The 22,577-nt window shown below is 57.8% G+C and carries 21 protein-coding genes; 17 read left to right on the forward strand and 4 right to left on the reverse strand.

Annotated elements, in window-relative coordinates; translation table 11 throughout:
* Positions 1-158: 158 nt before the first annotated feature.
* The gene (locus tag P0119_01550) at positions 159-338 is read left to right on the forward strand and encodes a hypothetical protein (protein ID MDF0664737.1); all 180 of its coding nucleotides are present in this window, start codon (positions 159-161) and stop codon (positions 336-338) included.
* A 542-nt stretch (positions 339-880) separates the two neighbouring features.
* Entirely contained in the window at positions 881-1,129 is a 249-nt protein-coding gene (locus tag P0119_01555) for a DUF2934 domain-containing protein (protein MDF0664738.1), read from the forward strand.
* Here P0119_01555 and glgX read toward each other — a convergent pair whose 3' ends face one another.
* Positions 1,130-3,283, reverse strand: coding sequence for a glycogen debranching protein GlgX (gene glgX / locus P0119_01560; protein MDF0664739.1), 2,154 nt, complete (start codon positions 3,281-3,283; stop codon positions 1,130-1,132).
* Between the two features lie 158 nt (positions 3,284-3,441).
* Between glgX and treZ the strand changes: the two genes are divergently transcribed.
* The 11 genes from treZ to P0119_01615 all read left to right on the forward strand — a co-directional run bounded on the left by treZ (position 3,442) and on the right by P0119_01615 (position 16,400).
* Positions 3,442-5,319: a malto-oligosyltrehalose trehalohydrolase gene (gene treZ, locus P0119_01565; GenBank protein MDF0664740.1), complete on the forward strand. Its 1,878-nt coding sequence runs from the start codon at positions 3,442-3,444 to the stop codon at positions 5,317-5,319.
* Positions 5,320-5,341: 22 nt separating this feature from the next.
* Positions 5,342-8,230, forward strand: a complete 2,889-nt coding sequence (treY, locus tag P0119_01570) for a malto-oligosyltrehalose synthase (GenBank protein ID MDF0664741.1) — start codon at positions 5,342-5,344, stop codon at positions 8,228-8,230.
* 134 nt (positions 8,231-8,364) lie between these two features.
* Positions 8,365-9,507 (forward strand): 4Fe-4S dicluster domain-containing protein, encoded by a 1,143-nt coding sequence (locus P0119_01575; protein ID MDF0664742.1) that lies wholly within the window; start codon positions 8,365-8,367, stop codon positions 9,505-9,507.
* Between the two features lie 23 nt (positions 9,508-9,530).
* Complete coding sequence (locus P0119_01580) at positions 9,531-10,364, forward strand: FAD/NAD(P)-binding protein (GenBank protein ID MDF0664743.1); 834 nt, start codon at positions 9,531-9,533, stop codon at positions 10,362-10,364.
* Positions 10,365-10,373: 9 nt separating this feature from the next.
* The gene (locus tag P0119_01585) at positions 10,374-11,195 is read left to right on the forward strand and encodes a hypothetical protein (GenBank protein ID MDF0664744.1); all 822 of its coding nucleotides are present in this window, start codon (positions 10,374-10,376) and stop codon (positions 11,193-11,195) included.
* 39 nt (positions 11,196-11,234) lie between these two features.
* Complete coding sequence (locus P0119_01590; protein MDF0664745.1) at positions 11,235-12,545, forward strand: Ni/Fe hydrogenase subunit alpha; 1,311 nt, start codon at positions 11,235-11,237, stop codon at positions 12,543-12,545.
* Positions 12,542-13,021, forward strand: a complete 480-nt coding sequence (locus P0119_01595; GenBank protein MDF0664746.1) for a hydrogenase maturation protease — start codon at positions 12,542-12,544, stop codon at positions 13,019-13,021. Before P0119_01590 ends, P0119_01595 begins: the two co-directional genes overlap by 4 nt.
* Positions 13,014-13,367: a hydrogenase maturation nickel metallochaperone HypA gene (locus P0119_01600; protein ID MDF0664747.1), complete on the forward strand. Its 354-nt coding sequence runs from the start codon at positions 13,014-13,016 to the stop codon at positions 13,365-13,367. Before P0119_01595 ends, P0119_01600 begins: the two co-directional genes overlap by 8 nt.
* Entirely contained in the window at positions 13,364-15,742 is a 2,379-nt protein-coding gene (hypF, locus tag P0119_01605; GenBank protein ID MDF0664748.1) for a carbamoyltransferase HypF, read from the forward strand. The genes P0119_01600 and hypF overlap by 4 nt, the downstream gene beginning before the upstream one ends.
* Before the next feature lie 18 nt (positions 15,743-15,760).
* Positions 15,761-16,009: a HypC/HybG/HupF family hydrogenase formation chaperone gene (locus P0119_01610; GenBank protein ID MDF0664749.1), complete on the forward strand. Its 249-nt coding sequence runs from the start codon at positions 15,761-15,763 to the stop codon at positions 16,007-16,009.
* 67 nt (positions 16,010-16,076) lie between these two features.
* Positions 16,077-16,400: a hypothetical protein gene (locus P0119_01615; protein ID MDF0664750.1), complete on the forward strand. Its 324-nt coding sequence runs from the start codon at positions 16,077-16,079 to the stop codon at positions 16,398-16,400.
* A gap of 170 nt (positions 16,401-16,570) precedes the next feature.
* Here the strand turns inward: P0119_01615 and P0119_01620 are convergent, their stop codons facing one another.
* The 3 genes from P0119_01620 to P0119_01630 form a co-directional block, all read right to left on the reverse strand.
* The gene (locus P0119_01620; protein MDF0664751.1) at positions 16,571-16,876 is read right to left on the reverse strand and encodes a hypothetical protein; all 306 of its coding nucleotides are present in this window, start codon (positions 16,874-16,876) and stop codon (positions 16,571-16,573) included.
* A gap of 81 nt (positions 16,877-16,957) precedes the next feature.
* Positions 16,958-17,212, reverse strand: a complete 255-nt coding sequence (locus P0119_01625) for a Txe/YoeB family addiction module toxin (protein MDF0664752.1) — start codon at positions 17,210-17,212, stop codon at positions 16,958-16,960.
* Positions 17,209-17,460 (reverse strand): type II toxin-antitoxin system prevent-host-death family antitoxin, encoded by a 252-nt coding sequence (locus tag P0119_01630; GenBank protein ID MDF0664753.1) that lies wholly within the window; start codon positions 17,458-17,460, stop codon positions 17,209-17,211. Before P0119_01630 ends, P0119_01625 begins: the two co-directional genes overlap by 4 nt.
* A gap of 797 nt (positions 17,461-18,257) precedes the next feature.
* On the opposite strand from P0119_01630, the gene hypD reads away from it, so the two are divergent.
* From hypD to P0119_01650, 4 genes are all read left to right on the forward strand, one after another.
* The gene (hypD, locus tag P0119_01635; protein MDF0664754.1) at positions 18,258-19,367 is read left to right on the forward strand and encodes a hydrogenase formation protein HypD; all 1,110 of its coding nucleotides are present in this window, start codon (positions 18,258-18,260) and stop codon (positions 19,365-19,367) included.
* Between the two features lie 23 nt (positions 19,368-19,390).
* Positions 19,391-20,446 carry a hydrogenase expression/formation protein HypE gene (hypE, locus tag P0119_01640; protein ID MDF0664755.1) on the forward strand — a complete coding sequence of 352 codons (1,056 nt, stop codon included), beginning with the start codon at positions 19,391-19,393 and terminating at the stop codon, positions 20,444-20,446.
* Positions 20,447-20,711: 265 nt separating this feature from the next.
* On the forward strand, positions 20,712-20,849 hold the full coding sequence (locus P0119_01645) for a hypothetical protein (protein ID MDF0664756.1): 138 nt from the start codon (positions 20,712-20,714) through the stop codon (positions 20,847-20,849).
* 237 nt (positions 20,850-21,086) lie between these two features.
* A complete protein-coding gene (locus P0119_01650; GenBank protein ID MDF0664757.1) occupies positions 21,087-22,562 on the forward strand; it encodes a glycogen synthase in 1,476 nt (491 codons plus the stop codon).
* Positions 22,563-22,577 lie beyond the last annotated feature (15 nt).

The raw sequence follows: 22,577 nt of genomic DNA on the forward strand, positions 1-22,577 counted from the left end.
TCTACAAGCGACTCGGGAGTCCACTAGGTCGTTAATAGCGAGGATTGTGCTAAGATGCACCAATTTCACAGTCTCACGAGATAGTGGCGGGCGTATCTCGATCAAATAACCTCCCCAAGTGTCGGGAGCCTATGAGCCTCGAAGGAGTGGAGGAGTCTATGGAAACCCAGATGATTCAAGAAACCGGTTGGAAGCCCAACCGCACCGGTGCGAACGTGTATTGCACACACCAACGACTCATTGACGACGTCCTGACCAGGGGTGGCAAGCGGACCGGCAAGGTTCGATGTCTTGAGTGTAGGGCCATCTTCGACGATCCCTACCAAGGTTTGAAGTGACGTGACCGGGTGAACGCAGGATACTTGCCGCGCTCGTGTGGTGCATCCTTCCAAGAGGATGCATCTGACATAAGCGATACCTAGAGCGTGGCTTGGGCGGTATTCAGCCACAGGATTTCCTACAGCATTACCGCGAAGTGCCCACCCATAAAAGGGAGTCTCTGCGTCTCGGCTGCTGACCGGGGCGGCACACATTCACACAGGCATCATGTTCAATGATGCCTGGAGCCGTCATTTCCGCCGACGAGCGTGATTGGCATCCAAGATGCGCGAGGAGCTTCTCCGTTCCAAGATAACCGGAGAACCCATGAACAAGAAGAGAGAGGACACATGGAAGTCATCATTCGTTCTCCGGGTGGCCAGCTAGAAGAGGTAGTGATCGAGTGTCCAGACCTGACCTGGAACCAGGTGTTTTGTGAGTTAGACCGCATGAACCGCGCAGGACAAGTCCGACTGACGACGAAAGGTCCTGGCCTCTATGCGTTGTCGAACACAACCACGTCCAACCCCTCATAATAAAACACGAAAGGAGAGATGGCATCATGCAACCACAGGCCGCAAAAGAACCCAAAAGACGGAAGAGCTCTGAATCTATTCAAAGTGGGGGGGCGGCTGTGTCTCAGAAGGAACCGGTCCATAGCCAATCGGTTTCTTCTCGCGATGATGTACAAGCTCGCATCACCGATCGCGCTTATGAACTCTACGCCGAGCGTGGCTACCGGCAGGGCTATGCTCTCGATGATTGGTTGGAGGCTGAGCGGGAAATCCTCCGTCTCGCCTGCAACGCCTAGTTAGTCGTGAGGCAGCAATCGAAGGACGGCAAGGGACCGCGCCTCGATCTCGTAGTGCTTGCCTCCCCTGATGAGGCGGGCCTTCTCGGGATGAAAGCTAGTTGAGGACGTGTCGAACAAGGGCTGCCAGCGCACGCCGCGCTTGTGTGCCGGAAGAGTAAAGGTGAGCGGCCTGTGGTGGGCGTTCAGGAGGATGAGGAGCGTATCGTCGATGATGGGCCGGCCCTTCTCGTCGGTCTCGGCGATCGCGTCACCGGCCAGACGTAAGGCCAGTGACCTGACATATCCAGCGTCCCAGTCCTGGTCGCTCATCTCTTTCCCGTCCGGTCGGAACCAAGCCAGATCCTTGACCATCGACCCGCGAAGGCGGCGGCCCTGGAAAAAACGCCGGCGTCGCAGGACCGGATGTTGTTTGCGGAATGCGATCATGTCGCGAACGAAGGACAGGAGATCGCGCTTGGCCTGGTCCACCTTCCAGTCGTACCAACTGATCTCATTATCCTGGCAGTAAGCGTTGTTATTGCCTTGCTGTGTCCGACTGATCTCGTCGCCCCCGGAGATCATCGGCACACCTTGCGAGAGCAACAGCAACGCCACGAGGTTCCGTTTTTGCCGTTCACGGAGCTGGGTGACGGCAGGATCGCTTGTGGGCCCTTCCGTCCCGCAATTCCAACTGAGATTATCGTCGGTCCCGTCGCGGTTCTCCTCCCGATTGGCTTCATTGTGCTTCGAGTTGTAGGAGACGAGATCGTGCAACGTGAATCCATCGTGCGCGGTGACGAAATTCACGCTGGCGAATGGACGTCTGCCGCTCCCTTCATACAGATCACTGCTGCCCGTCAACCGGTAGGCCAATTCAGCGACCTGGCCCCCGTCCCCTTTGACATAGCGCCGGATGCTGTCGCGATATTTGCCGTTCCACTCGGCCCAGCCGACGGGGAAGTTGCCGACCTGATAGCCCCCCTCGCCGACATCCCACGGTTCGGCGATCAGTTTGACCTGAGACAGAACAGGATCCTGATGCAGGATGTCGAAGAAGGCGCTCAGCCGGTCGACCTCGTGCAGTTCCCGCGCCAGTGCCGACGCAAGATCGAATCGGAAGCCGTCGACGTGCATCTCAATCACCCAGTACCGCAAACTGTCCATGATCAGTTGCAGCGTGCGCGGGTGTCTGACGTTCAATGTGTTCCCGCAACCGGTATAGTCGACGTAATAACGCTCGTCACCGGGCACCAGCTTATAGTAGCAAGCGTTGTCGATGCCTCGAAAACAGAGGGTCGGTCCGAGGTGACTGCCCTCGGCGGTGTGGTTGTAGACGACGTCCAGGATGACCTCGATTCCCGCGCTGTGGAGGGTTTTGACCATCGTCTTGAACTCGCGCACGTGACGTCCCCGCACGGGAGACACGGCATATCGAACATCCGGTGCGAAGAAGCCGAGCGTGTTATACCCCCAATAGTTGGTCAAACCACGATCATCCAAGTTCCGATCGCGGACAAACCGATGCACCGGCATCAACTCGACTGCCGTAATGCCAAGGTCGACCAAGTGATCAAGCACGGCCGGAGTGGTCAGGGCGGCATAGGTCCCGCGCATCCGTTCCGGCACGTCCGGATGCTGAGCTGTGATGCTCTTGACGTGGACCTCATAGATGATGGTTTTTTCCCAGGGTGTTTTGAGCTGGCTGTCCCCCCCCCATGTGAAGGCCGAATCGATCACAACGCACTTGGGCATATTCGCCGCATTGTCGCGATCATCGAATGAGAGGTCGGCTTGAGGGTCGCCGATGCGGTACCCGAACATGGCGTCCGACCAATCGATCCTGCCGGTGATGGATTTGGCATAAGGATCGACCACCATCTTGTTGGGATTGAACCGGTGTCCTTCCTCTGGCTCATATGGGCCCTGCACCCGATAGCCGTAGTGTTGGCCCGGCCAAAGCCCCGGCACATACACATGCCAGATCTGGTCGGTGCGTTCCTCGAGGCGAATCCTATGGGATTCTTTTGGGGCGTCCGGCCCGTCGAAGAGACAGAGTTCCACGGCCGTCGCGTTCTCGGAAAAGAGCGCGAAGTTGATCCCCTCACCGTCCCAGGTCGCCCCAAGGGGGTAGGGGTGTCCAGGCCAGGTTCTCACGGATCGTCGTTCCGTCATCTCGTCTCTTTGTGGCTCGGGGATCCAGCCACCACAGACTAACCTTAATGAACCGGACGCGCTTGCGCAAGTGCGGTTTCTTTACCGTGGACTCAATGTTACGGATCGCTCTTGGATTAAGGAGCCTCGTTCAGGCAAACTGAAAAAGAGGTGGTCTGATGGATTCACAGATCTGCAGCGCGTGGCGACTGGATCTGGGCGCGAACCTCATCGGTCCGTCGGCGGTCCGGTTTCGACTGTGGGCTGCTCGCGCGAAGCATGTCTCCGTGCACGTGCTTGATCGAGGACATCAGCCGATTCCAATGGAGCCGCGCGAGCAGGGCTATTTCGACCTCACGGTCGAGGGTGTACGGGCGGGGGATCGCTACCGGTACGTCTTGGACGGCGAGAAAGCCCTGCCTGATCCGGCCTCGCGGTTCCAGCCCGACGGAGTCCATGAGGCTTCCGCCGTGATCGATCCCGATGCGTTTGCTTGGACAGATCGGGGCTGGAGAGGGGTCGCGTTCAAAGACCTGATCATCTACGAACTCCATACCGGAACATTTACACCGACCGGCACATTCGAGGCGATCATCCCTCACCTGGACTATCTCAAGCAGGATGTGGGGATCACGGCCATCGAACTCATGCCGGTCGCGCAGTTTCCGGGCACACGGAACTGGGGCTATGACGGGACCTACCTGTATGCACCTCAGTCAACCTACGGCGGGCCGCAAGGCCTCAAGACACTCGTCGATGCTTGCCATGCCGCCGGGTTAGCAGTGATTCTCGACGTGGTCTACAATCATCTTGGGCCCGAAGGAAACTATCTGGCCGCTTTCGGTCCCTACTTCACCGATCGTTACCGCACACCCTGGGGCGACGCGATCAACTATGATGGAGCCGACAGTGACGAAGTCCGGCACTTCATCATCAGCAATGCGCTGTACTGGGTCACCGAATACCATATTGATGCGCTCCGTCTGGACGCAATCCATGGGATTTACGATTTCAGCGCCACCCATATCCTCCAAGACCTGGCCGCGGCGGTGCACGATCAAGCCGCTCGGCTGGGGCGGCGAATCTTCGTGACGGCGGAAAGTGCGCTCAACGACGCGCGGGTCGTCACGCTTCCCGAGCAGGGGGGGTATGGAATGGATGCTCAATGGAATGACGACTTCCACCACGCACTCCGGACCGTGCTGACGAAGGAACGGGCCGGATACTATCAAGATTACGACGGGCTCAAACATTTTGCGACAGCCTTGCGGGACGGGTTCATCTACTCTGGGCAATATTCCCGGTACCACCGGCGTCGTCACGGAAATTCGTCGACATCCTGTGCTCCGTCGCGCTTCATTGTGTTCTCACAAAACCATGATCAGATCGGGAATCGGGCGATCGGTGACCGCCTGAGCACCCAGGTTCCCTTCACGGCGCTCAAGGTCGCGGCTGCGGCCGTCCTGTTGTCCCCCAACATTCCGTTGCTCTTCATGGGCGAGGAGTCGGGCGAGACGGCGCCGTTCCTTTACTTCATCGATCATGGCGACTCGGCGTTGGTCGAAGCCGTGCGTCGGGGGCGACGGGCGGAATTTGCATCCTTCGCATGGGAGGGGAAGATTCCGGATCCCCAGGATCCTCTCACATACGAACGGTCGCGCGTCAAAATCGACGGTCCGTTGAATCCTTGTCGGGCTGCCATGCTGAAGTGGACCAGGGAGCTGATCAGTCTCAGAAAGGCGATTCCATCACTGGGTGCGGGCGGCGCCGACTCCAGGGATCATGTCCTGGATCATGAAGAAGAAAACGTGTTGGTCGCACATCGTCGGGGAGTACAAGGGCCCGACGCCTTGGTGGTCCTGAGTTTCAACAACGCACCGGTGTCAGTGCTTTTGCGGGAGCCTGAGGGGCGCTGGCTTCTTCGGTTAGAGTCCACGGCACAGGAGTTCGGCGGCGACGGGCAGGAACGCCTTCCACCGGAGCTGGTCATCGTGCCGGCGGGCGTGACCCTTCTTCTTCAGGCCTACACGGTCGCGGTGTTTCTGCGGAATACGTGACGCTCGTACCCTTATGACGGACATGTCCACAAGCGAGCCCTCCGTGCCGGTATCCACGTACCGGCTGCAGCTCAATCGAGCGTTTCCGTTCAAGGCGGCGACCGCGATCGTCCCGTATCTGTCTGCCTTGGGTATTACGGACTGCTATCCCTCGCCTTATTTGAAGGCGACACCTGGTAGTCAGCACGGCTACGATGTGGTGGATCCCACCGCGCTGAATCCTGAACTTGGCACCGAAGACGAGTATCACGAATTCATCCGCTCGCTGCAGGCCCATCAGATGGGCCACCTCCTCGACGTCGTACCGAATCATATGGGAATCGGACGGTCGGCGAATGCCTGGTGGTTGGACGTGCTCGAGAACGGACCCAGCTCGCGCTTTGCGCATCTGTTCGACATCGACTGGCACCCGGTCAAACGAGAATTGGAGAACAAGGTGCTCCTGCCGATCCTCGGCGATCTCTATGGAACGGTCCTGGAGAATCAGGAAATTGCCCTGCTGTACGAGGAGGGACGGTTCTTCATCAAGTACTATGACCATCGGCTGCCTGTCGGGCCGAAATCGGCGGCGATGGTGCTCACGCACCGGCTCGATGAACTGATCGCCGAGGCCGGAGCCTCGTTCCCCCATGTGCAGGAGTTGCAAAGCATCGTGACGGCTCTCCGCAATCTACCCGCCAGCACGGAAACGGATCCGGAGCGTGTGGAGGAGCGGAACCGGGAGCGGGACATCATCAGGCAGCGTCTCGCCACGTTGGTGCGGGACGGAGCGACCATCGCGAGATTTCTCGACGACAACGTCCGGATCTTCAACGGGACGAAGGGCGATCCGCGCAGTTTCGACCTGCTCGATGCCTTGCTCAACGAGCAGGTGTACCGACTGGCCGACTGGCGGGTGGCGGCGGAAGAAATCAACTACCGGCGGTTCTTCGACATCAACGAATTGGCCGCCGTCCGGATGGAGGACGATGCGGTCCTCCAGGTGTCGCACGTGCTGGTGTTCCGGCTTGTGAAAGAGGGTACGGTGACGGGGCTCCGTATTGATCACGTGGACGGCCTTTCTGATCCCGGTCGGTATCTGCGTGAGTGGCAGACGTGGGCTCAGCGCGAGTTCGGCCGTTCTCTGTTCGTCGTGGTGGAAAAGATTCTCGGCAAGGACGAGCCGCTGCCTGAAACCTGGCCGGTCTCCGGCACGACCGGCTACGAATTCCTGAATCTGATCAACGGCCTCTTCGTACAGACGAGCCACGAGCGGGCGATGAACGAGACCTATGTCCGGTTCATCCGCCGCCGCATCTCGTTTGAGGACCTGGTCTATGGATCGAAGAAGCTGATCATGCAGGCATCCATGGCCAGCGAAATCAATGTGCTCGGACACCGATTAAACCAGCTGTCCGAACGAGATCGCCGATCGCGGGACTTCACACTGAACAGCCTCACCAACGCCATCCGCGAGATCATCGCCTGCTTCCCCGTGTACCGGACTTATATCGCGGAGGGTCCCGAGCCTCTGTTGGATCGAGACCGCGCCTATATCCGTTTGGCTGTGGCCAGGGCCAAGCGACGAAACCCCGCACTCAGCGGGCGTGTCTTCGACTTCGTCCGATCACTACTGCTGAAGGAATGGGATGAGCGGACCAGTCAGGATCGCCGGGAACAGCTCCGGTTCGTGATGAAGTTCCAGCAAATGACCAGTCCCGTGACGGCGAAAGGCATTGAAGACACAGCCTACTACCTGTACAACCGGCTGGTGTCGTTGAACGAGGTGGGAGGCCATCCCGAATCGTTCGGCGTGACGGTCGCGACCTTTCAGAAACATCTCCGGGAGCGTCAGGCGCGCTGGCCCTTCTCGCTCTCGGCCACTTCCACCCACGATACGAAGCGGAGTGAGGATGTGCGGGGGCGCATCAATGTGTTGTCGGAGATGCCTCGCGAGTGGCGGACCTGTGTGAATCGGTGGGCGAAGCTCACCCGGAAGTGCAAAGTCGACGTGGAGGGACAACTCGCCCCTGATCGTAATGAAGAGTACTTACTCTACCAAACACTCGTCGGCATCTGGCCCCTCAGCCCCCTCGACGACGCACAGTACCGTGCGTTCTGCGCGAGAGTGCAGGGCTATATGAACAAAGCACTGAGGGAAGGCAAGACCCATACGAGTTGGGTCAATCCCGACCAGGCCTACGAGGACGCGGTGCGGCAATTCGTCGATGAGATCCTCGACCGGGGTAGGCCCAATGCCTTTCTTGACGAATTCCTTCCGTTTCAGCGACGGATCGCTCAGTGGGGGATGTGGAATGCGCTGTCCCAAGTGGTGCTCAAAACAACGGCTCCCGGCATTCCGGATTTCTATCAAGGGTCCGAACTCTGGGATTTCAGCCTCGTCGACCCGGACAATCGTCGACCGGTGGACTATGAAATGCGCGCGGCCATGCTGAACGAGTTGCAGTGCAGTCTCGCGGAGTGCGGCTCAGATCTGCGGCCGTTGGTTCGCACCCTGCTCGCGGAACGCATCGACGGAAGGATCAAGCTCTACACGACGAGGAGTACTCTGCACTTCCGTCGAGACAACCGCTCACTGTTTCATCAGGGGGACTACATCCCGCTCGAGGGTTACGGAACCAAGCAGGAGCATTGTTGCGCGTTTGCCCGTCTCCACCTGGAGCGGGCGGTGGTGACCGTCGTCCCGCGCCTCGTGGTCTCGCTGACCGGCGACGCCATGAGATTTCCGGTCGGATCGGATGTGTGGGGAGACACCTATGTGGCCGTGCCATCCTGGAGGCCGGATTCGGTCTATCGCAATCTCTTCACCGGCGAGAGGCTGTCGACTCAGACGGTCGGTGATCGCCAAATGTTGCCGATGGCGGATGTGCTGCGTGAATTTCCTGTTGCCCTGTTGGAGCGCTTGACGTAGGAGCGGGAGAGCGTCCATGCAGCTTGCATTCACGAGGGTGTGGTGATGACGCGGACGCGATGTTCCTGCCTTGCGCGAGAGGATAGGAGTTCGTACTATGGTCCGACCATCGATCAGATGATAGGCAGGGATTTGTGGCTGGCGACATTCACAGAGTCCTACCGGCAGCTCACCTCCAACGATTGCTCGATGCCTTGAGCGCGGAGGGATATCGAGTTGTCGGGCCCACTGTGCGTGACGGGTCTGTCGTGTGGGAGACGATCCGGTTCGTGTCGGACTTGCCGATAGGCTGGCGTGATCACCAAGAACCAGGTCGCTATCGGCTTGAACAGACTGGATCCCAAGACATCTTCGGTGTCGTTCACGGGCCGCAATCGCTTAAACCGTTCGTCTTTGCGCCGCGCGAGCCTCTCTTGCAAATCAAGCGGAGCAAGGGCGGATTCGCCGCTCATCCAGCGCTTCCCCAGTCAGAAAAAATTGCGGTCATCGGGGCTCGTGCCTGCGATCTTGCCGGACTGGCCATCCAAGATCGGATTTTTCTAAACGATGCCTACCGAGATCTTTGCTACGCGGCTCGCCGTGAAGGACTCTTCGTGATCGCTGTGAATTGCACCAGAACATTGAGCACTTGTTTGTGTGCATCCATGGAGACCGGCCCTCACGCACAAACCGGCTTCGATCTCGCGTTGACGGAAGTGGACGACATGCTGCTGATCGAAGCGGGCAGCGAGGCCGGATCTGGTTTGCTCTTTGATCTCTCCCTATCTCCTGCCCACGAAAACCTAATCGACGAGGCAGCGAGGCATATAGAAGCCTGCGCCCATAGCCAGATCCGCCGACTGGATCACGATCGCTTGCCGCAAGCGCTCTACGATGCCCATGAACATCCACGATGGGAGGATGTCGCTGGGCGCTGCCTCGCTTGCACGAATTGCACGATGGTCTGCCCGACCTGCTTTTGTCATACAGTCGAAGAGACGCCGGACCTTTCGCACCAACAAACCGCACAGGCCAGATTGTGGGATTCCTGCTTCACCCAGGAACATGGCTATATCCACGGCAAGAACATTCGCCCCACGATCAAGGATCGCTACCGGATGTGGCTGACCCATAAGCTCGCCTCATGGATCGATCAATTCGGCATGTCCGGCTGCGTTGGCTGCGGCCGATGCATCACATGGTGCCCGGTCGGAATCGATTTGACGGAGGAGTTGTCGGCTTTGCTGACATCGAGCAGCCGGTCGTCGTGGACCAGCCCACAGGGAGAAGGATCGTAGCCGGCGTGTTGAAGGCTGATGCAATGGTAAACCCCTATGTCATCCATCCGGCGACTATTGTCGAGAAGATTCGGGAAGCCGAAGACATCAACACCTACCGCTTGCAGTTTGTCGACGAGCAGATGCAGCGCCGCTTTCGATTCAAGGCCGGCCAGTTCAATATGGTTTATGTGTTCGGAGTCGGCGAGGTGGCGATTTCCATCGTTTCGGACCCGGATGAGCCGGAGTTTTTGGACCATACCATCCGAGCTGTCGGTCGAATCACCAATGCGATCGCCGGTCTCCAACCGGGGGACACCTTGGGCGTCCGAGGCCCGTTCGGACAAGGTTGGCCGCTGGAGGAGGCGCGCGGTCGCGACGTCGTGATCGTCACAGGCGGCCTGGGTTGCGCTCCGGTGGTAGGGGCCATCGAGTACATCTTCCGTCGGCGAGCGCAATATGGGTCCGTCAAAATCCTGCACGGCGTCAAGACGCCGCACGATCTCCTCTATCGCGAGCGCTTCGATGCATGGCGGCGCTCTCCCGATACAGAGGTGTTGCTGACCAGCGACCAACCGGACAAGAGTTGGAGGTATCACATCGGCGTGGTGACAGAACTGTTCGAGCTGGTATCGATCGACCCGCGGAAGACCATCGTCCTGCTGTGCGGACCTGAGATCATGATGCGTCTGGGCGTGCCAATCCTCATGAGGCGCGGTATTTCGGAGACGGCTGTCTATGTCTCGCTGGAACGCCATATGGAGTGTGGGATCGGCCTCTGCGGCCATTGCCAGTTGGGTCCGTACTTTGTATGCAAAGACGGTCCGGTCATGCGGTATGACCGAGTCGAGCCCTGGTTAGGGCGGGCAGGAGTGTGAGGCGAAGCGATGTTCGACCCTGATGAGCGACAGCGGCCAAGACTGGCCGTAGTCAAGTTCGCTTCCTGCGATGGGTGCCAGCTCAGCATCTTGAATCTTGAGGAAGACCTGCTTGCTTTAGGTCGGATGCTGGACATCGCTTATTTCCCTGAGGCTTCCAGCGACATGAGGCCGGGCCCGTATGATATCGCTCTGGTGGAAGGATCGATCACGACCGCTGAGGACGCCCATCGCATTCTCGCCTTGAGACAACAGACGAAGGTGTTGATCACGATCGGAGCCTGTGCGACGGCAGGCGGCATTCAAGCATTGCGGAACTGGGCCGATGTCGAATCGTTCAAGCGCGCAGTCTATCCGAGCCCCGCATATATACAGAGCCTCAGTACATCCACGCCTATCTCGGAACATGTCCATGTGGATTTCGAACTATGGGGCTGTCCGATCGATAAGGGCCAACTCCTGCGCGTCATTACAGATCTGTTGGTCGGGGTCCAACCTCGCCTACCGGCCGACAGCGTATGTCTGGAGTGTAAGCGACGAGGAAATGTTTGCGTGCTGGTCGCGAAGGGGCTGCCTTGTCTCGGGCCGGTCACCAGAACCGGCTGTGGAGCGATCTGTCCAGGCATGGGCCGTGATTGTTACGGCTGCTTTGGACCCAGTGAAGGTGCACGCAAAGGACCAGGCCTTCCGCCCAACACGACCTCGCTTGCCAGGCACTTCCACAGCGAACTGCAGCTTGTTCCGATCGAGGTCATGCGCCGATTTCGTGGCATCAACGGCTATGTGTCGCCGTTTCGTGCGGAAAGCGATATCTGGGAGAACAAATCGTGATGCACACAAGGTATCCTGCCGACGAGGATTGAGCGCACAATGTCTGAAGAAACAGCGCAGACGAGAACCATCGCTGTCGACATGGTGGCGCGCGTGGAAGGCGAAGGCGCACTCCGGGTCACGGTGAAAGGCGAAACCGTCCAAGATGTGGAACTCAGGATCTTCGAGCCGCCGAGGTTTTTCGAGGCATTCCTGCGGGGACGACATTACGAGGAAGTGCCGGACATTGTCGCGCGCATCTGCGGCATTTGCCCTGTGGCATATCAAATGAGCGCGGTTCATGCACTCGAGTGGGTATTCGGTCTGCGCATCGATGGCGGACTACGCGACCTGCGCCGGCTTCTCTATTGTGGAGAATGGATCGAAAGCCACGCACTGCATGTCTATATGCTCCAGGCACCGGACTTTCTTGGGTATGAGAGTGGTCTCGCCATGGCAAAGGACCAGGCGGCCGTGGTAACGCGAGGCTTACGGCTCAAGAAGGCTGGCAACGCGATCATGACGTTGCTCGGAGGTCGGTCAGTACATCCGGTCTCCGTGAAGGTCGGCGGCTTCTCGCGGGTGCCGCTGCGGCGTGAGCTGGAAGGCCTAAAAGACGAGCTGCTGTGGGCGCGCGATGCGGCGGTGGAAACCGTGCATTGGGTGGCAGATTTCGACTATCCGGAATTTGCGCTGGATTACAATTACGTCGCGCTCCGGCACCCAAATGAGTATCCGTTCAATGAAGGGCGGGTCGTCGCCTCGAGTGGTCTGCAAATTTCTGCGAGCGAATTCGAACAGCATTTCATCGAGCACCAGGTGGACTATTCCAACGCCCTTCACTGCAAGCTGCAAGGTTCATCCTATTTGGTCGGTCCCCTCGCGCGCCTGAACTTGAATCAGGAGCATCTCACGCCATTGGCTAGACAGGTCCTGGCAGATAGGCGGATCGAGCTGCCCCTGCGTAATCCGTTCCAGGGGATCATCGCTCGGTCCGTCGAAATTCTCTATGCGTTGGAGGAGTCATTGCGGCTTATCGAGCTGTATGAATCTCCGTCTGAGCCGGCGCTGCCGGTTGTCGTTCGACCAGGCACCGGTATGGCTTGCACGGAAGCGCCCAGGGGAATCCTCTATCATCGGTACGAGGTAGACGTCGATGGGGTGATCCGTGACGTCAAAATCGTTCCCCCGACCTCGCAGAATCAAGCTCGTATCGAACAAGACTTGCGCCTGTTCATGCCGCGCCTCCTGCGCCTTCCTGATAAGGGAGCGGCGCTCGCCTGTGAACGAATCATCCGTTGCTACGATCCTTGTATTTCATGCGCGACACATTTTCTGAATCTGGAGATCAAGCGGGAGAGCATTGCGTGAAGAGTGACGGTTCCAGCTCCTCCATTCGAATCATCGGTCTCGGCAATGAGTTAAGAGGAGATGATGCGATCGGCCTTCTAGCTGCCCGTCGACTTCGACAAGCCGTAGGCAACCGCGCAGAGGTGATCGAGGCGGAGATGGCAGGAGTTGACCTCATGGAATTGATGAAAGGGGCGCGCGTCACGATCCTCATCGATGCAGCGCGCAGCGGACAGGCTCCGGGCACTGTCCACCGACTCGATGCCTCGGCAGGTCCGATCACTGGCCAGATCTTCCCTCGCTCGAGCCATGCCATCGGCACGGTGGATGCCATCGAACTGGCCCGCGTCATGGGCGTCCTTCCTGCTACGGTTATCGTCTACGGGGTTGAAGCAGACAACACGGAAGCAGGACAAAAACTGTCGCCCCCGGTGGCCAAGGCATTGGACCAGGTCGTGGAACAGATCGTCCACGAATATGAAGGTCGTCATGCATGAACTCCATCTCATGGAACAAGTCGTAAAGGCTGTGGAAACTAAGTTGGGTGAAACTGTGGACGGTAAGCTGTCCGTTATACGACTGAAAGTCAGTGCGTTGTCTCACCTCTTGGCTCACGATCGGTCGGCGTTGCAGACGGCATTTATGTTGGCCGCCCGCGGCACCAAAGCCGAAGGCGCGACATTGGAGATCATCTCTGTCCCGAGTGATGCCTGGTGCCCGCAATGTCGGCGAGATATTGTGGTTACACAATCGCAAGCGACCTGTTCCGCCTGTGGCGGATTATTAGTCATGGGATCAGAAGGGCCGGAGGCAGTGATCCATGAGTTGGTGGTCAAGGAATGAACGAGACCCTTGTTCAGCGCATGCAGGTCGAGGTGGAAGGAACGGTGCAGGGTGTGGGGTTCCGTCCCTTCATCTATCGGCTGGCATCCGAGTTGGGGTTGACTGGGTGGATCAAGAACACAAGAAACGGCGTGGCGATCGAAGTAGAAGGTTCAGTATCGGTTGTGGAAACGTTTCTCCAGCGGATGAGATCCGACGCGCCGGCCTCAGCCGCTGTCGAGGTAATAAGCACCAGCGCCATTCCGACGCTCGACGACGAGAGCTTTTCAATCGGTCAGTGCACTGAGTCGGGTCAGCGAGCTCTTGTCATCCCACCGGACTTGGCCACATGCGCCGATTGCCGGCGCGAGCTCAACGACCCACATGACCGTCGCTTTCGGTATCCGTTCCTCACCTGCACACAATGCGGCCCACGCTATAGTCTGCTCACAGCGATTCCTTACGAACGCTCCAATACAACCATGGCCGGGTTCGACCTCTGCCCTGTCTGTCGCACCGAGTATGAAGCTGAAGCCGATCGGCGTTTTCATGCTGAGCCGATCGCCTGTCCGACCTGCGGGCCACGCTTGTGTCTGTGGGATGAGCAGGGTCACGAAGTCGCGGGTCGCGAGGAAGCTTTACAGCAAGTGACTGCTCTGCTCGACCAAGGACGCATCGTCGCGGTGAAAGGATTGGGCGGTTTCCAGCTCTGGGTGGATGCGAAATCGGAGGAGGCCGTTCGGCGATTGCGCGATCGGAAACGAAGACCGGAGAAACCCTTCGCCCTATTGTTCCCTTCCGTCGATGCGGTCAGAGACTATTGCCTGTTGTCTTCAGATGAGGAGGCGTTGCTCTGCTCACCGCAGGCGCCGATCGTCTTAGCGCGCAAGCGGCAGGATACAGTCCTTGCTGAAGCTGTGGCGCCGGGCAATTCCTGTCTCGGTGTGATGTTGCCTTCGACGCCACTCCATGATCTCTTGATGGCGTCGCTCCAGCGGCCCATGGTCGCTACGAGTGGGAATCGTTCCGAAGAACCGATCGTGACTGATGAGCGTGAAGCACTGGTCCGACTCCAAGGCATTGCCGACGCGCTGCTCGTGCATGACCGGCTGATCGCAAGGCCGGTCGACGATTCGGTCGTGTTGGTGGTCGGCGGCAAGCCGGTGAGCAACGGCATGGGTGAGGCAGGCAAGCTGAAGGCCGGAATGATGATCCTTCGTCGAGCGCGAGGCTATGCACCCCAGGCAACTAGATGGAGTGATGGCCCGTCAAATGGAAAGGCGCAGGGTCCGATCCTTGCTGTCGGAGGGCAGCTCAAGAACACAGTTGCCCTTCTTTCAGGCAATCGCGTCGTGCTCAGCCAGCATCTCGGTGACCTTTCTACCGTCGAGTCGGACAGAGCCTTCCGGCAAGCCATCGAGGATCTCCAGCTGATGCTCCAGGTCACACCTGAGGCTGTCGCTTGCGATTTTCATCCGGATTATCGATCGACGGTCTTTGCAAGAATGTTGAGCGAAGCCCTTCTAGTGCCTCTGGTTCCCGTGCAGCATCACCACGCCCATGTGGCCTCCTGCATGGCGGAGCACAGACTTGACGGTGAGGTGCTGGGTATCGCCTGGGACGGGGCAGGGTACGGAGGAGACGGCCAGATTTGGGGCGGAGAGTTCTTGGTTGCGAGCTACCGGCAGTTCACCCGGTTTGCGCATCTCCGGCCCTTTCGATTGCCAGGCGGCGAAGCCGCCATGCGAGAGCCAAACCGGTCTGCCGCAGCGGTACTGTGGGAACTCATGGGAGAAGAGATGCCGGTACATCGTCTGCCTTCCTGGAAGGTGACGGAAAATCAGCGTGCGCAGTTGGAGAGTTTGCTCAGGTCCAGCTTTTCGTCGCCATGGACGACGAGCATGGGGCGACTCTTCGACACAGTGGCATCACTAACTGGATTGTGCCCACAGGCGTCTTTTGAAGGGCAGGCGGCGATGACAGTGCAGTTTGCCGCGGAGCGAGAAACAGATGAAGGCATAATGAGCATGGAAGGGTATCCGATGGATGTGGTACCCAGTGATAGTCCTCATACCAAGCGGATGGTCGATTGGCGTCCCATGATCAGTGCCTTACTCGATGACCTTCGTAGAGGCATTAATCCTGATAAGATTGCCGCCCGGTTTCATGCGGGTCTTGCCGTTGCAACTGTCGGCTTGGCTCAAGAGGCCGGTCTGCCTCGCGTCGTCCTGACCGGCGGCTGTTTTCAGAATCGGCTGCTTCTGTCACTGGTGAGACAACGTTTGGAGAGGGCGGGGTTCACTGTCTATAGCCACGTGCTGGTTCCGCCCAACGACGGGGGGCTGTCCCTCGGGCAAGCAGTGGTTGCTGTGTGCCGCTTGAAAGACGTTCAGTAACAGAAGGTAGAGCAAAGGATGTGTCTCGCAGTCCCAGGACAAGTCTTGAGCATCGAGGATGATGCGCTTCGCACCGCGACCGTATCGTTCGGTGGCGTGACGAAATCCGTCTCATTGGCACTGGTGCCCGAGGCTGAAGTGGGTGACTATGTCATCGTCCATGTCGGCTTTGCGATCAGCCGATTGGATGAGGAAGCGGCACGACGAACGTTGGAGACCTACGCCGACCTGGCGGCTTCTGATCCCGATCGAGGGTTCAAGTCATGAAGCTCGACTATCATCCGGACACTGATTCGTCCGATATCGAAAGACCTATGATCAACAAGGAAGGTGAATGATGAATGATAACGACGGGATGTTGTTTGTAGCTCATTGGACGCACACGCCTGAGAATTGCCCGGGAAGAAGTAAAGAGGGAGCCACGATGCTCAATGAGTTCTGGGCCAAGCGGGACCTTGCCGCCAAGAAAGGAGTGAAGATCCTGAGTGCCTATGTCGCCGCCACGGAACATACCTACTACATCACCGTTCAGGCCAAGGACTATCAATCCCTCTTGGAGTTTTTCGAACCGTTGGCCCCGACCCAAACCGGCGCAATTCATCCGGTGACGACGATGGATGAATGGACGAAGCACATTGATCCGAAGAGAACGTGCTGAGTGGCTCTCCGCCCATCGAACCTGGGATTCCACGTTTGTGGGTCGTCATCAGGTATGGCGCCCAATGTGATCCGGTAGGTGTTGAGAGACGAAATAGAAAGGGCAAGGGATCTGGTCTGTGGCGGGCGCGAAAGTGGAGAAAAACGGCAGGCGGGCTGACAATTCCACCACTAAGCGAGCTGCGCACAGGGCCAGGCAAAGACACGGATCGCGGGTTTCACCCACACTGAGTGCTTCAAGGTCTCAGCGCACCACTCTTTAATCGCAGTGGCCACCTGATCGCGCTGCGCTGGTTCGAGAGCGACCAGGATCACGCTGTTGGTCCCGGGATAATACGAGATCCCTTCGGCTGGTCCGGACTGCCCTGTTCCGACTGTTTCTGGGATTTCCGTAAAAGCCAATACGTCGCAACTCCGTAAGATCTCGTGTACGCGAACTTGCAGCGAGGCGCGAAAGACGATCATCAACATGTCCATGAGTGACCTCCAAGCGGGTGGGCTGGCACTATACCAGGTTCCGGCGCGATCGAGGAGGCGCGCATCACGAGGCGTCTTGAATCAGTAGTGGAATCGAAGCTGCGCAATTTCTAGCACATCATTCACCACGCGATAGACCATGCGATGTTCATCTGTAATCCGCCGCGACCAAAACCCCGATAGTGCATGTTTCAATGGTTCTGGTTTGCCGACGCCAGCGAAGGGCTCGCGTTGTGTGTCGCGGATGAGCTTGTTGATCCGTTCTACCATACGTTTGTCGTGCTTCTGCCAATACAGGTAGTCTTCCCAGGCCTCGTCTGCGAATACCAGCTTCACTTGGCCAGCTTTCGCTCAACGCCTTTGCCTGCGTTCAGTTGCGCGACGGCCGAGAGAAGTCTCTTGGCGTTGGCGGGCGTTCGTAGAAGATAAGCGGTTTCTTCCAGCGCCTTGTAGTCTTCGAGCGACAACATCACGACGGACTGTTCGCCGTTGCGAGTAATAATTAAAGCTTCGTGGTCGTCACACACCCGATCCATTGCACGAGCGAGATTGGCACGAACGGTGGTGTAGGTCAGCGTATCCATGGCAGCCTCCTGGAATGTACGTGTTACTGTACAGATGAATGCGGGAAATGTCCAGTATCACCACAACGCTCAACTCCACATCTCACCAGTTCGTTGTGTTCCAGATGCACGCGTGATAACCGGTCCCACAGCCGCATCTCATTGAAACGCCAACAATCATGGCGTTATGCTCGGAACAGTCGGTGGCGTGTTAGACGAACGGTCCATGGGATATCCGACTCTTATGCGGACGACCTAAATAGTGTTACGCGCCCACATCGGAAGAATCGGTAGTGTCAGATTCCGCGTGCATAGGCAGGTTGATCGGACCCGCGCTGATCGTTATCGCGGTTAGCGAGTGGATTAATCTGGACGTTTTCGCTGCCGCCGCTGGTCCAACGTATGCCACCCAGGTCTACCTAAATGGGACGCTCCTTTTCGTCGCTGGACTGGCGATCGTCCGAGCTCATAACGTATGGTCTCATCAGTGGCCTGTGTTGATAACGCTCGTGGGTTGGTTTGCAATCATTGTCGGTTTGGTCAGAATGTTTGCCCCACTGTCCTCACAATGGACTGTGCAAAGCCCTCCTGCGTCGTACGGTTCACTTGCCGCGCTGCTCGGCAGTGGCATCATTTTGATCTACAAATCCTATGGCGTTTCCGTGCGTTGATACTGGGATTCGTCGGATGAGACTGCGCCAGATCAGCAAGGCAGAGTCCACTCGTTCGAGGTCGGCTCTTTCCACACAGACCCCGATTGACCTTCACAGGATCGTGAGAATGAGGTCGAACTAATGAGGTTGCGTTAGATCTCGGTCATGAAGTACGTGGACGAATTTCGCGATCGCGCAGTGGCGATGGCATTGGCAGGACGGATCAAGAAGACGGTGCGCCGGCCTTGGACCATTATGGAGGTCTGCGGGGGGCAGACCCATGCGATTGTGCGATTCGGGCTCGATAGTTTGTTGCCGCAAAGCCTCACGCTTGTTCATGGGCCGGGCTGTCCGGTTTGCGTGACTTCGGTGTCGCTGATCGATCAGGCCGTCTGCATCGCATCCTTGCCCAGAGTAATCTTCTGCTCGTTCGGCGACATGCTGCGTGTTCCCGGTTCTCGTGGCGATTTGTTCGGAGTAAAGGCGGCAGGCGGGGATGTCCGGATCATCTATTCGCCCTTAGATGCACTGGAGCTGGCTCACAAAAATCCAGACCACGAGGTCGTCTGTTTTGCTGTAGGATTCGAGACCACTGCACCGGCCTGGGCCATGGCAGTCACGCGGGCGAAGCAGTTGAGAATCACGAACTTCAGTCTGCTGATTGCTCACGTGCTAGTTCCTCCGGCGATGGAAGCAATCCTGTCATCTCCTCAAAATCGGATCCAAGGGTTTCTTGCTGCGGGTCATGTTTGCACTGTGATGGGATATGAGGAGTACGAAGCCATCGCGCAGCGATATCAAGTTCCGATCGTCGTGACCGGGTTCGAGCCGCTGGATATTCTCCAAGGCGTGGCCATGTTGGTTGGGCAGTTGGAGGAGGGACGGGTCGAGGTCGAGAATCAGTATGTGCGGTCGGTCAGCAGGGAGGGAAATCGACAAGCGAGGACCATCGTCAGGGAAGCCTTTGAACCAGCTCCGAGGGCCTGGCGTGGCATCGGCGAGATTCCAGCAAGCGGCTTGCGCCTCAAATCTCCTTACAGCGCCTACGACGCTGAGCTGAAGTTTCAGCGGGAACTCGGGCAACTTGCTGAAGGGAAAGAGGATCCAGAATGCCAAAGTGGGCTGGTTCTCCAGGGTTTGCTCAAGCCGACAGACTGTCCAGCCTTCGGGACCCGTTGCACGCCGGAACGACCGTTAGGCGCGCCGATGGTGTCGAGCGAAGGGGCCTGTGCCGCCTACTATCGATACCGTTCCCGCGCCACAGCTAAAGCCTAGACGGGAAGAGAGAGTGAACGACTGTGCGTGACAACAAAGCCTTTGAGCCGGCTTGTCCATTGCCGATCGATTCAAGAAAGACCATACAGCTTGCGCATGGCGGTGGTGGCCGACTCATGCAGGAGTTGATTCAAAACGTATTCGTGCGGGCTTTTCAAAATTCTATGCTGGAATCCCTGCATGACGGCGCGACCTGGCCAGTGGAGAAAGGGACGCTCGCCTTCACCACCGATTCGTACGTGGTGCGGCCGTTGTTTTTTCCCGGCGGTGACATCGGGAGTCTGGCGGTGAACGGCACGATCAACGATCTTGCCATGTGCGGCGCGAAGCCGCTCTATCTGAGCGCAGGATTCATCTTGGAAGAAGGGCTTAGCATGGAAGTGCTACAGCGAGTCGTGAACTCGATGGCCGAGGCCGCGCGGGAAGCGGGCGTGTCTATTGTCACCGGCGATACAAAGGTCGTGGATCGGGGCAAAGGTGACGGAATTTTCATCAACACCGCCGGCGTTGGTCTGGTGCCGCCTGGGGTTCGCGTGTTGCCGACATTAATCCAACCGGGTGATGCGATTCTTGTGAGCGGCGATCTCGGTTTACACGGAGTGGCGGTCCTCAGCGTACGGGAAGGGCTAACGTTCGCTGGTAATATCAAGAGCGATACCGCGCCATTGCATCGCATCGTGAGTGATTTGATCCAAAGCGATATCGAAATCCATTGTCTGCGTGACCTCACTCGTGGTGGATTGGCCAGCGTGTTGAACGAACTGGCCGTAGAGGCGAAAGTTGGGATGACTGTGGACGAGGCGGACATTCCGGTGAGCGAGCCGGTGCGGGGAGCCTGTGAGCTCTTAGGGCTCGATCCATTGTATGTGGCGAATGAGGGTCGCTTCGTTGCGATGGTGCCGGCTCAGCAGGCCGAAGCGGCGGTGGTAGTGATGCGCCGGCATGAAAAGGCGAGCCAGGCGGCCCACATCGGCGTCGTGACAGATCGCGATCCTTCGATGGTCATCTTAAAGACTGTTGTCGAGACGCATCGTGTACTCGATCTGTTATCGGGCGAGCAACTGCCGCGAATCTGTTGAGCCGGGAAGTGATCTAAGAAATCGGTCCCTGTGCTCGCACTAACTGCCAGCCGTCTTCTTCAGCTGTAGCATTCCGCGACAGTATTCAGCGAGTCTATCGTGGAGTTTTTCACGATCTCCGACAAAGGCCGAACTGTAGACGCTACGAAGACCAGCACTTTTACCACGCTCAGACTTGACAGCAATGGCTGCTCGTTAGTACTCCTAGGGTTATCAGCAGTGGAAGAGTTATGCCGTCACGATCTATAGTTTCTCAGGTGGCGAGATGATTCATGGAGGAGAGCAGGGACTGCTGCACGATCACAACGTTGGGGTCGTCACTGCCTCGCTGGTACGGCTGGGTGGCTCATCGATGCGACAGAAGGCCGTGACCGGTGCCCCTTCCGTTCCGAGTCAAAACTGAGGAAAGCTTGAGCATCCTTGCCACCTGCAAGGGTGATTATGGACAGCGACCCTGCCCTTTCCGTTGGATGAATTGAGGATCGGAGCATTTTCGAAGTCGATTTCGGCAGATCAGGCATGCGTCGTACCTGCCTCGAACATCGGACTCAAGCATATAGAACGGTCCATCGCGAACACCCATGTTGTGTGGGCGATGGAATCCCTTAATCACTGTTAGTAGGTTGTTCGAGGTCGGCATATGTATATCGTCATGGTGGCGACAGAATGTGCTCCGGTGGCCCAAGCCGGCGGGTTGGGCGATGTTGTGTTCGGTCTGAGCCGGGAAGTGGAACTTCGCGGCCACGCGGTGGAAATTATTCTGCCGAAGTACGATTGCATGCGATACGACCATATCTGGGGGCTGCGCGTGACGTTGGCGGACTTATGGGTGCCATGGTACAGCGGTGCGGTGCATTGCTCTGTGTGGTTCGGCTATGTGCATGGCCGCAAGTGCTTCTTTATCGAGCCTCACTCGCAGGACCATTTTTTCAATCGCGCGGCCTATTATGGCTTTCCGGATGAGTACATGCGGTGGGCCTTCTTTAGCAAGGCTGCCCTCGAATTCCTGTTGCGGACGAACAAACGGCCTGACGTGATTCATTGTCACGACTGGCACACGGCGCTTGTTCCGGTGTTGCTGTATGAAATCTACCAGCGCGCCGGCTTGCATGATCAGCGGGTGTGTTACACCGTGCATAATTTCCGGCACCAGGGGATTGCCGGGGAGAACATCCTTTGGGCGACGGGCCTCTGCCGCCCTGAGTACTATTTCCATCCATGCCGGATGCGAGACGACTTCAACCACGCGGCAGTGAATTTGACGAAGGGCGCAATCCTGTACTCGAACTTCATCACGACGGTCTCGCCGCAGCATGCCTGGGAGGCTCGTCATACAGACCAGGGATTCGGACTTGGGCACTCGCTGTCTGTGCACCAAGGCAAGTTCGGCGGCGTGCTCAACGGGGTGGATTACGAGATCTGGAATCCCGAGATCGAAAGGCTGATTCCCCATCGATACGGCGAGAACAGCCTGGAGAGAAAATATGCGAACAAAGACGCGCTACGTGACCGATTCTGGTTGCGGAAAGACTATAAGCCGATCATCGCTTACGTGGGGCGTCTGGATGCACAGAAGGGGATCGATCTGATCCGACATACGTTGTTCTATTCATTGGCGAACGGCGCACAGTTTGTCCTCCTAGGCCCGAGCTCGGAACACGGTGTACACGAACATTTCTGGCAGTTGAAGCACCACTTGAACGATCACCCGGACTGTCACCTGGAAATAGGATTCAGCGAAGACCTGGCCCATCTGATCTATGCCGGCGCGGACATGGTCATTGTGCCCAGTCTCTTCGAGCCCTGCGGGCTCACGCCGATGATTGCGCAGAAGTACGGGACCGTCCCGATCGTGCGGGCGATTGGAGGGTTGCTCAACAGCGTGGTCGATCGCGACTATAGCGACAAGCCGGCCGAGGAGCGCAACGGCTACGTTTTCCATCAGGCCGACCATAGCGGGATCGAGTCGGCCTTACGTCGAGCCATAGGGCTGTGGTACCGCTATCCGGAAGAATTTCGCCGACTGATGGTCAATGGCATGCGCTACGACTTTTCATGGAGCCGACCGGGCATGGATTACATCAACATTTACAATCATATCCGGCACAAGTGGTGAGATCGGGCCGGCGAG

The sequence above is a fragment of the Nitrospira sp. genome (genome assembly GCA_029194665.1).
Taxonomy (GTDB): Bacteria; Nitrospirota; Nitrospiria; order Nitrospirales; family Nitrospiraceae; genus Nitrospira_D.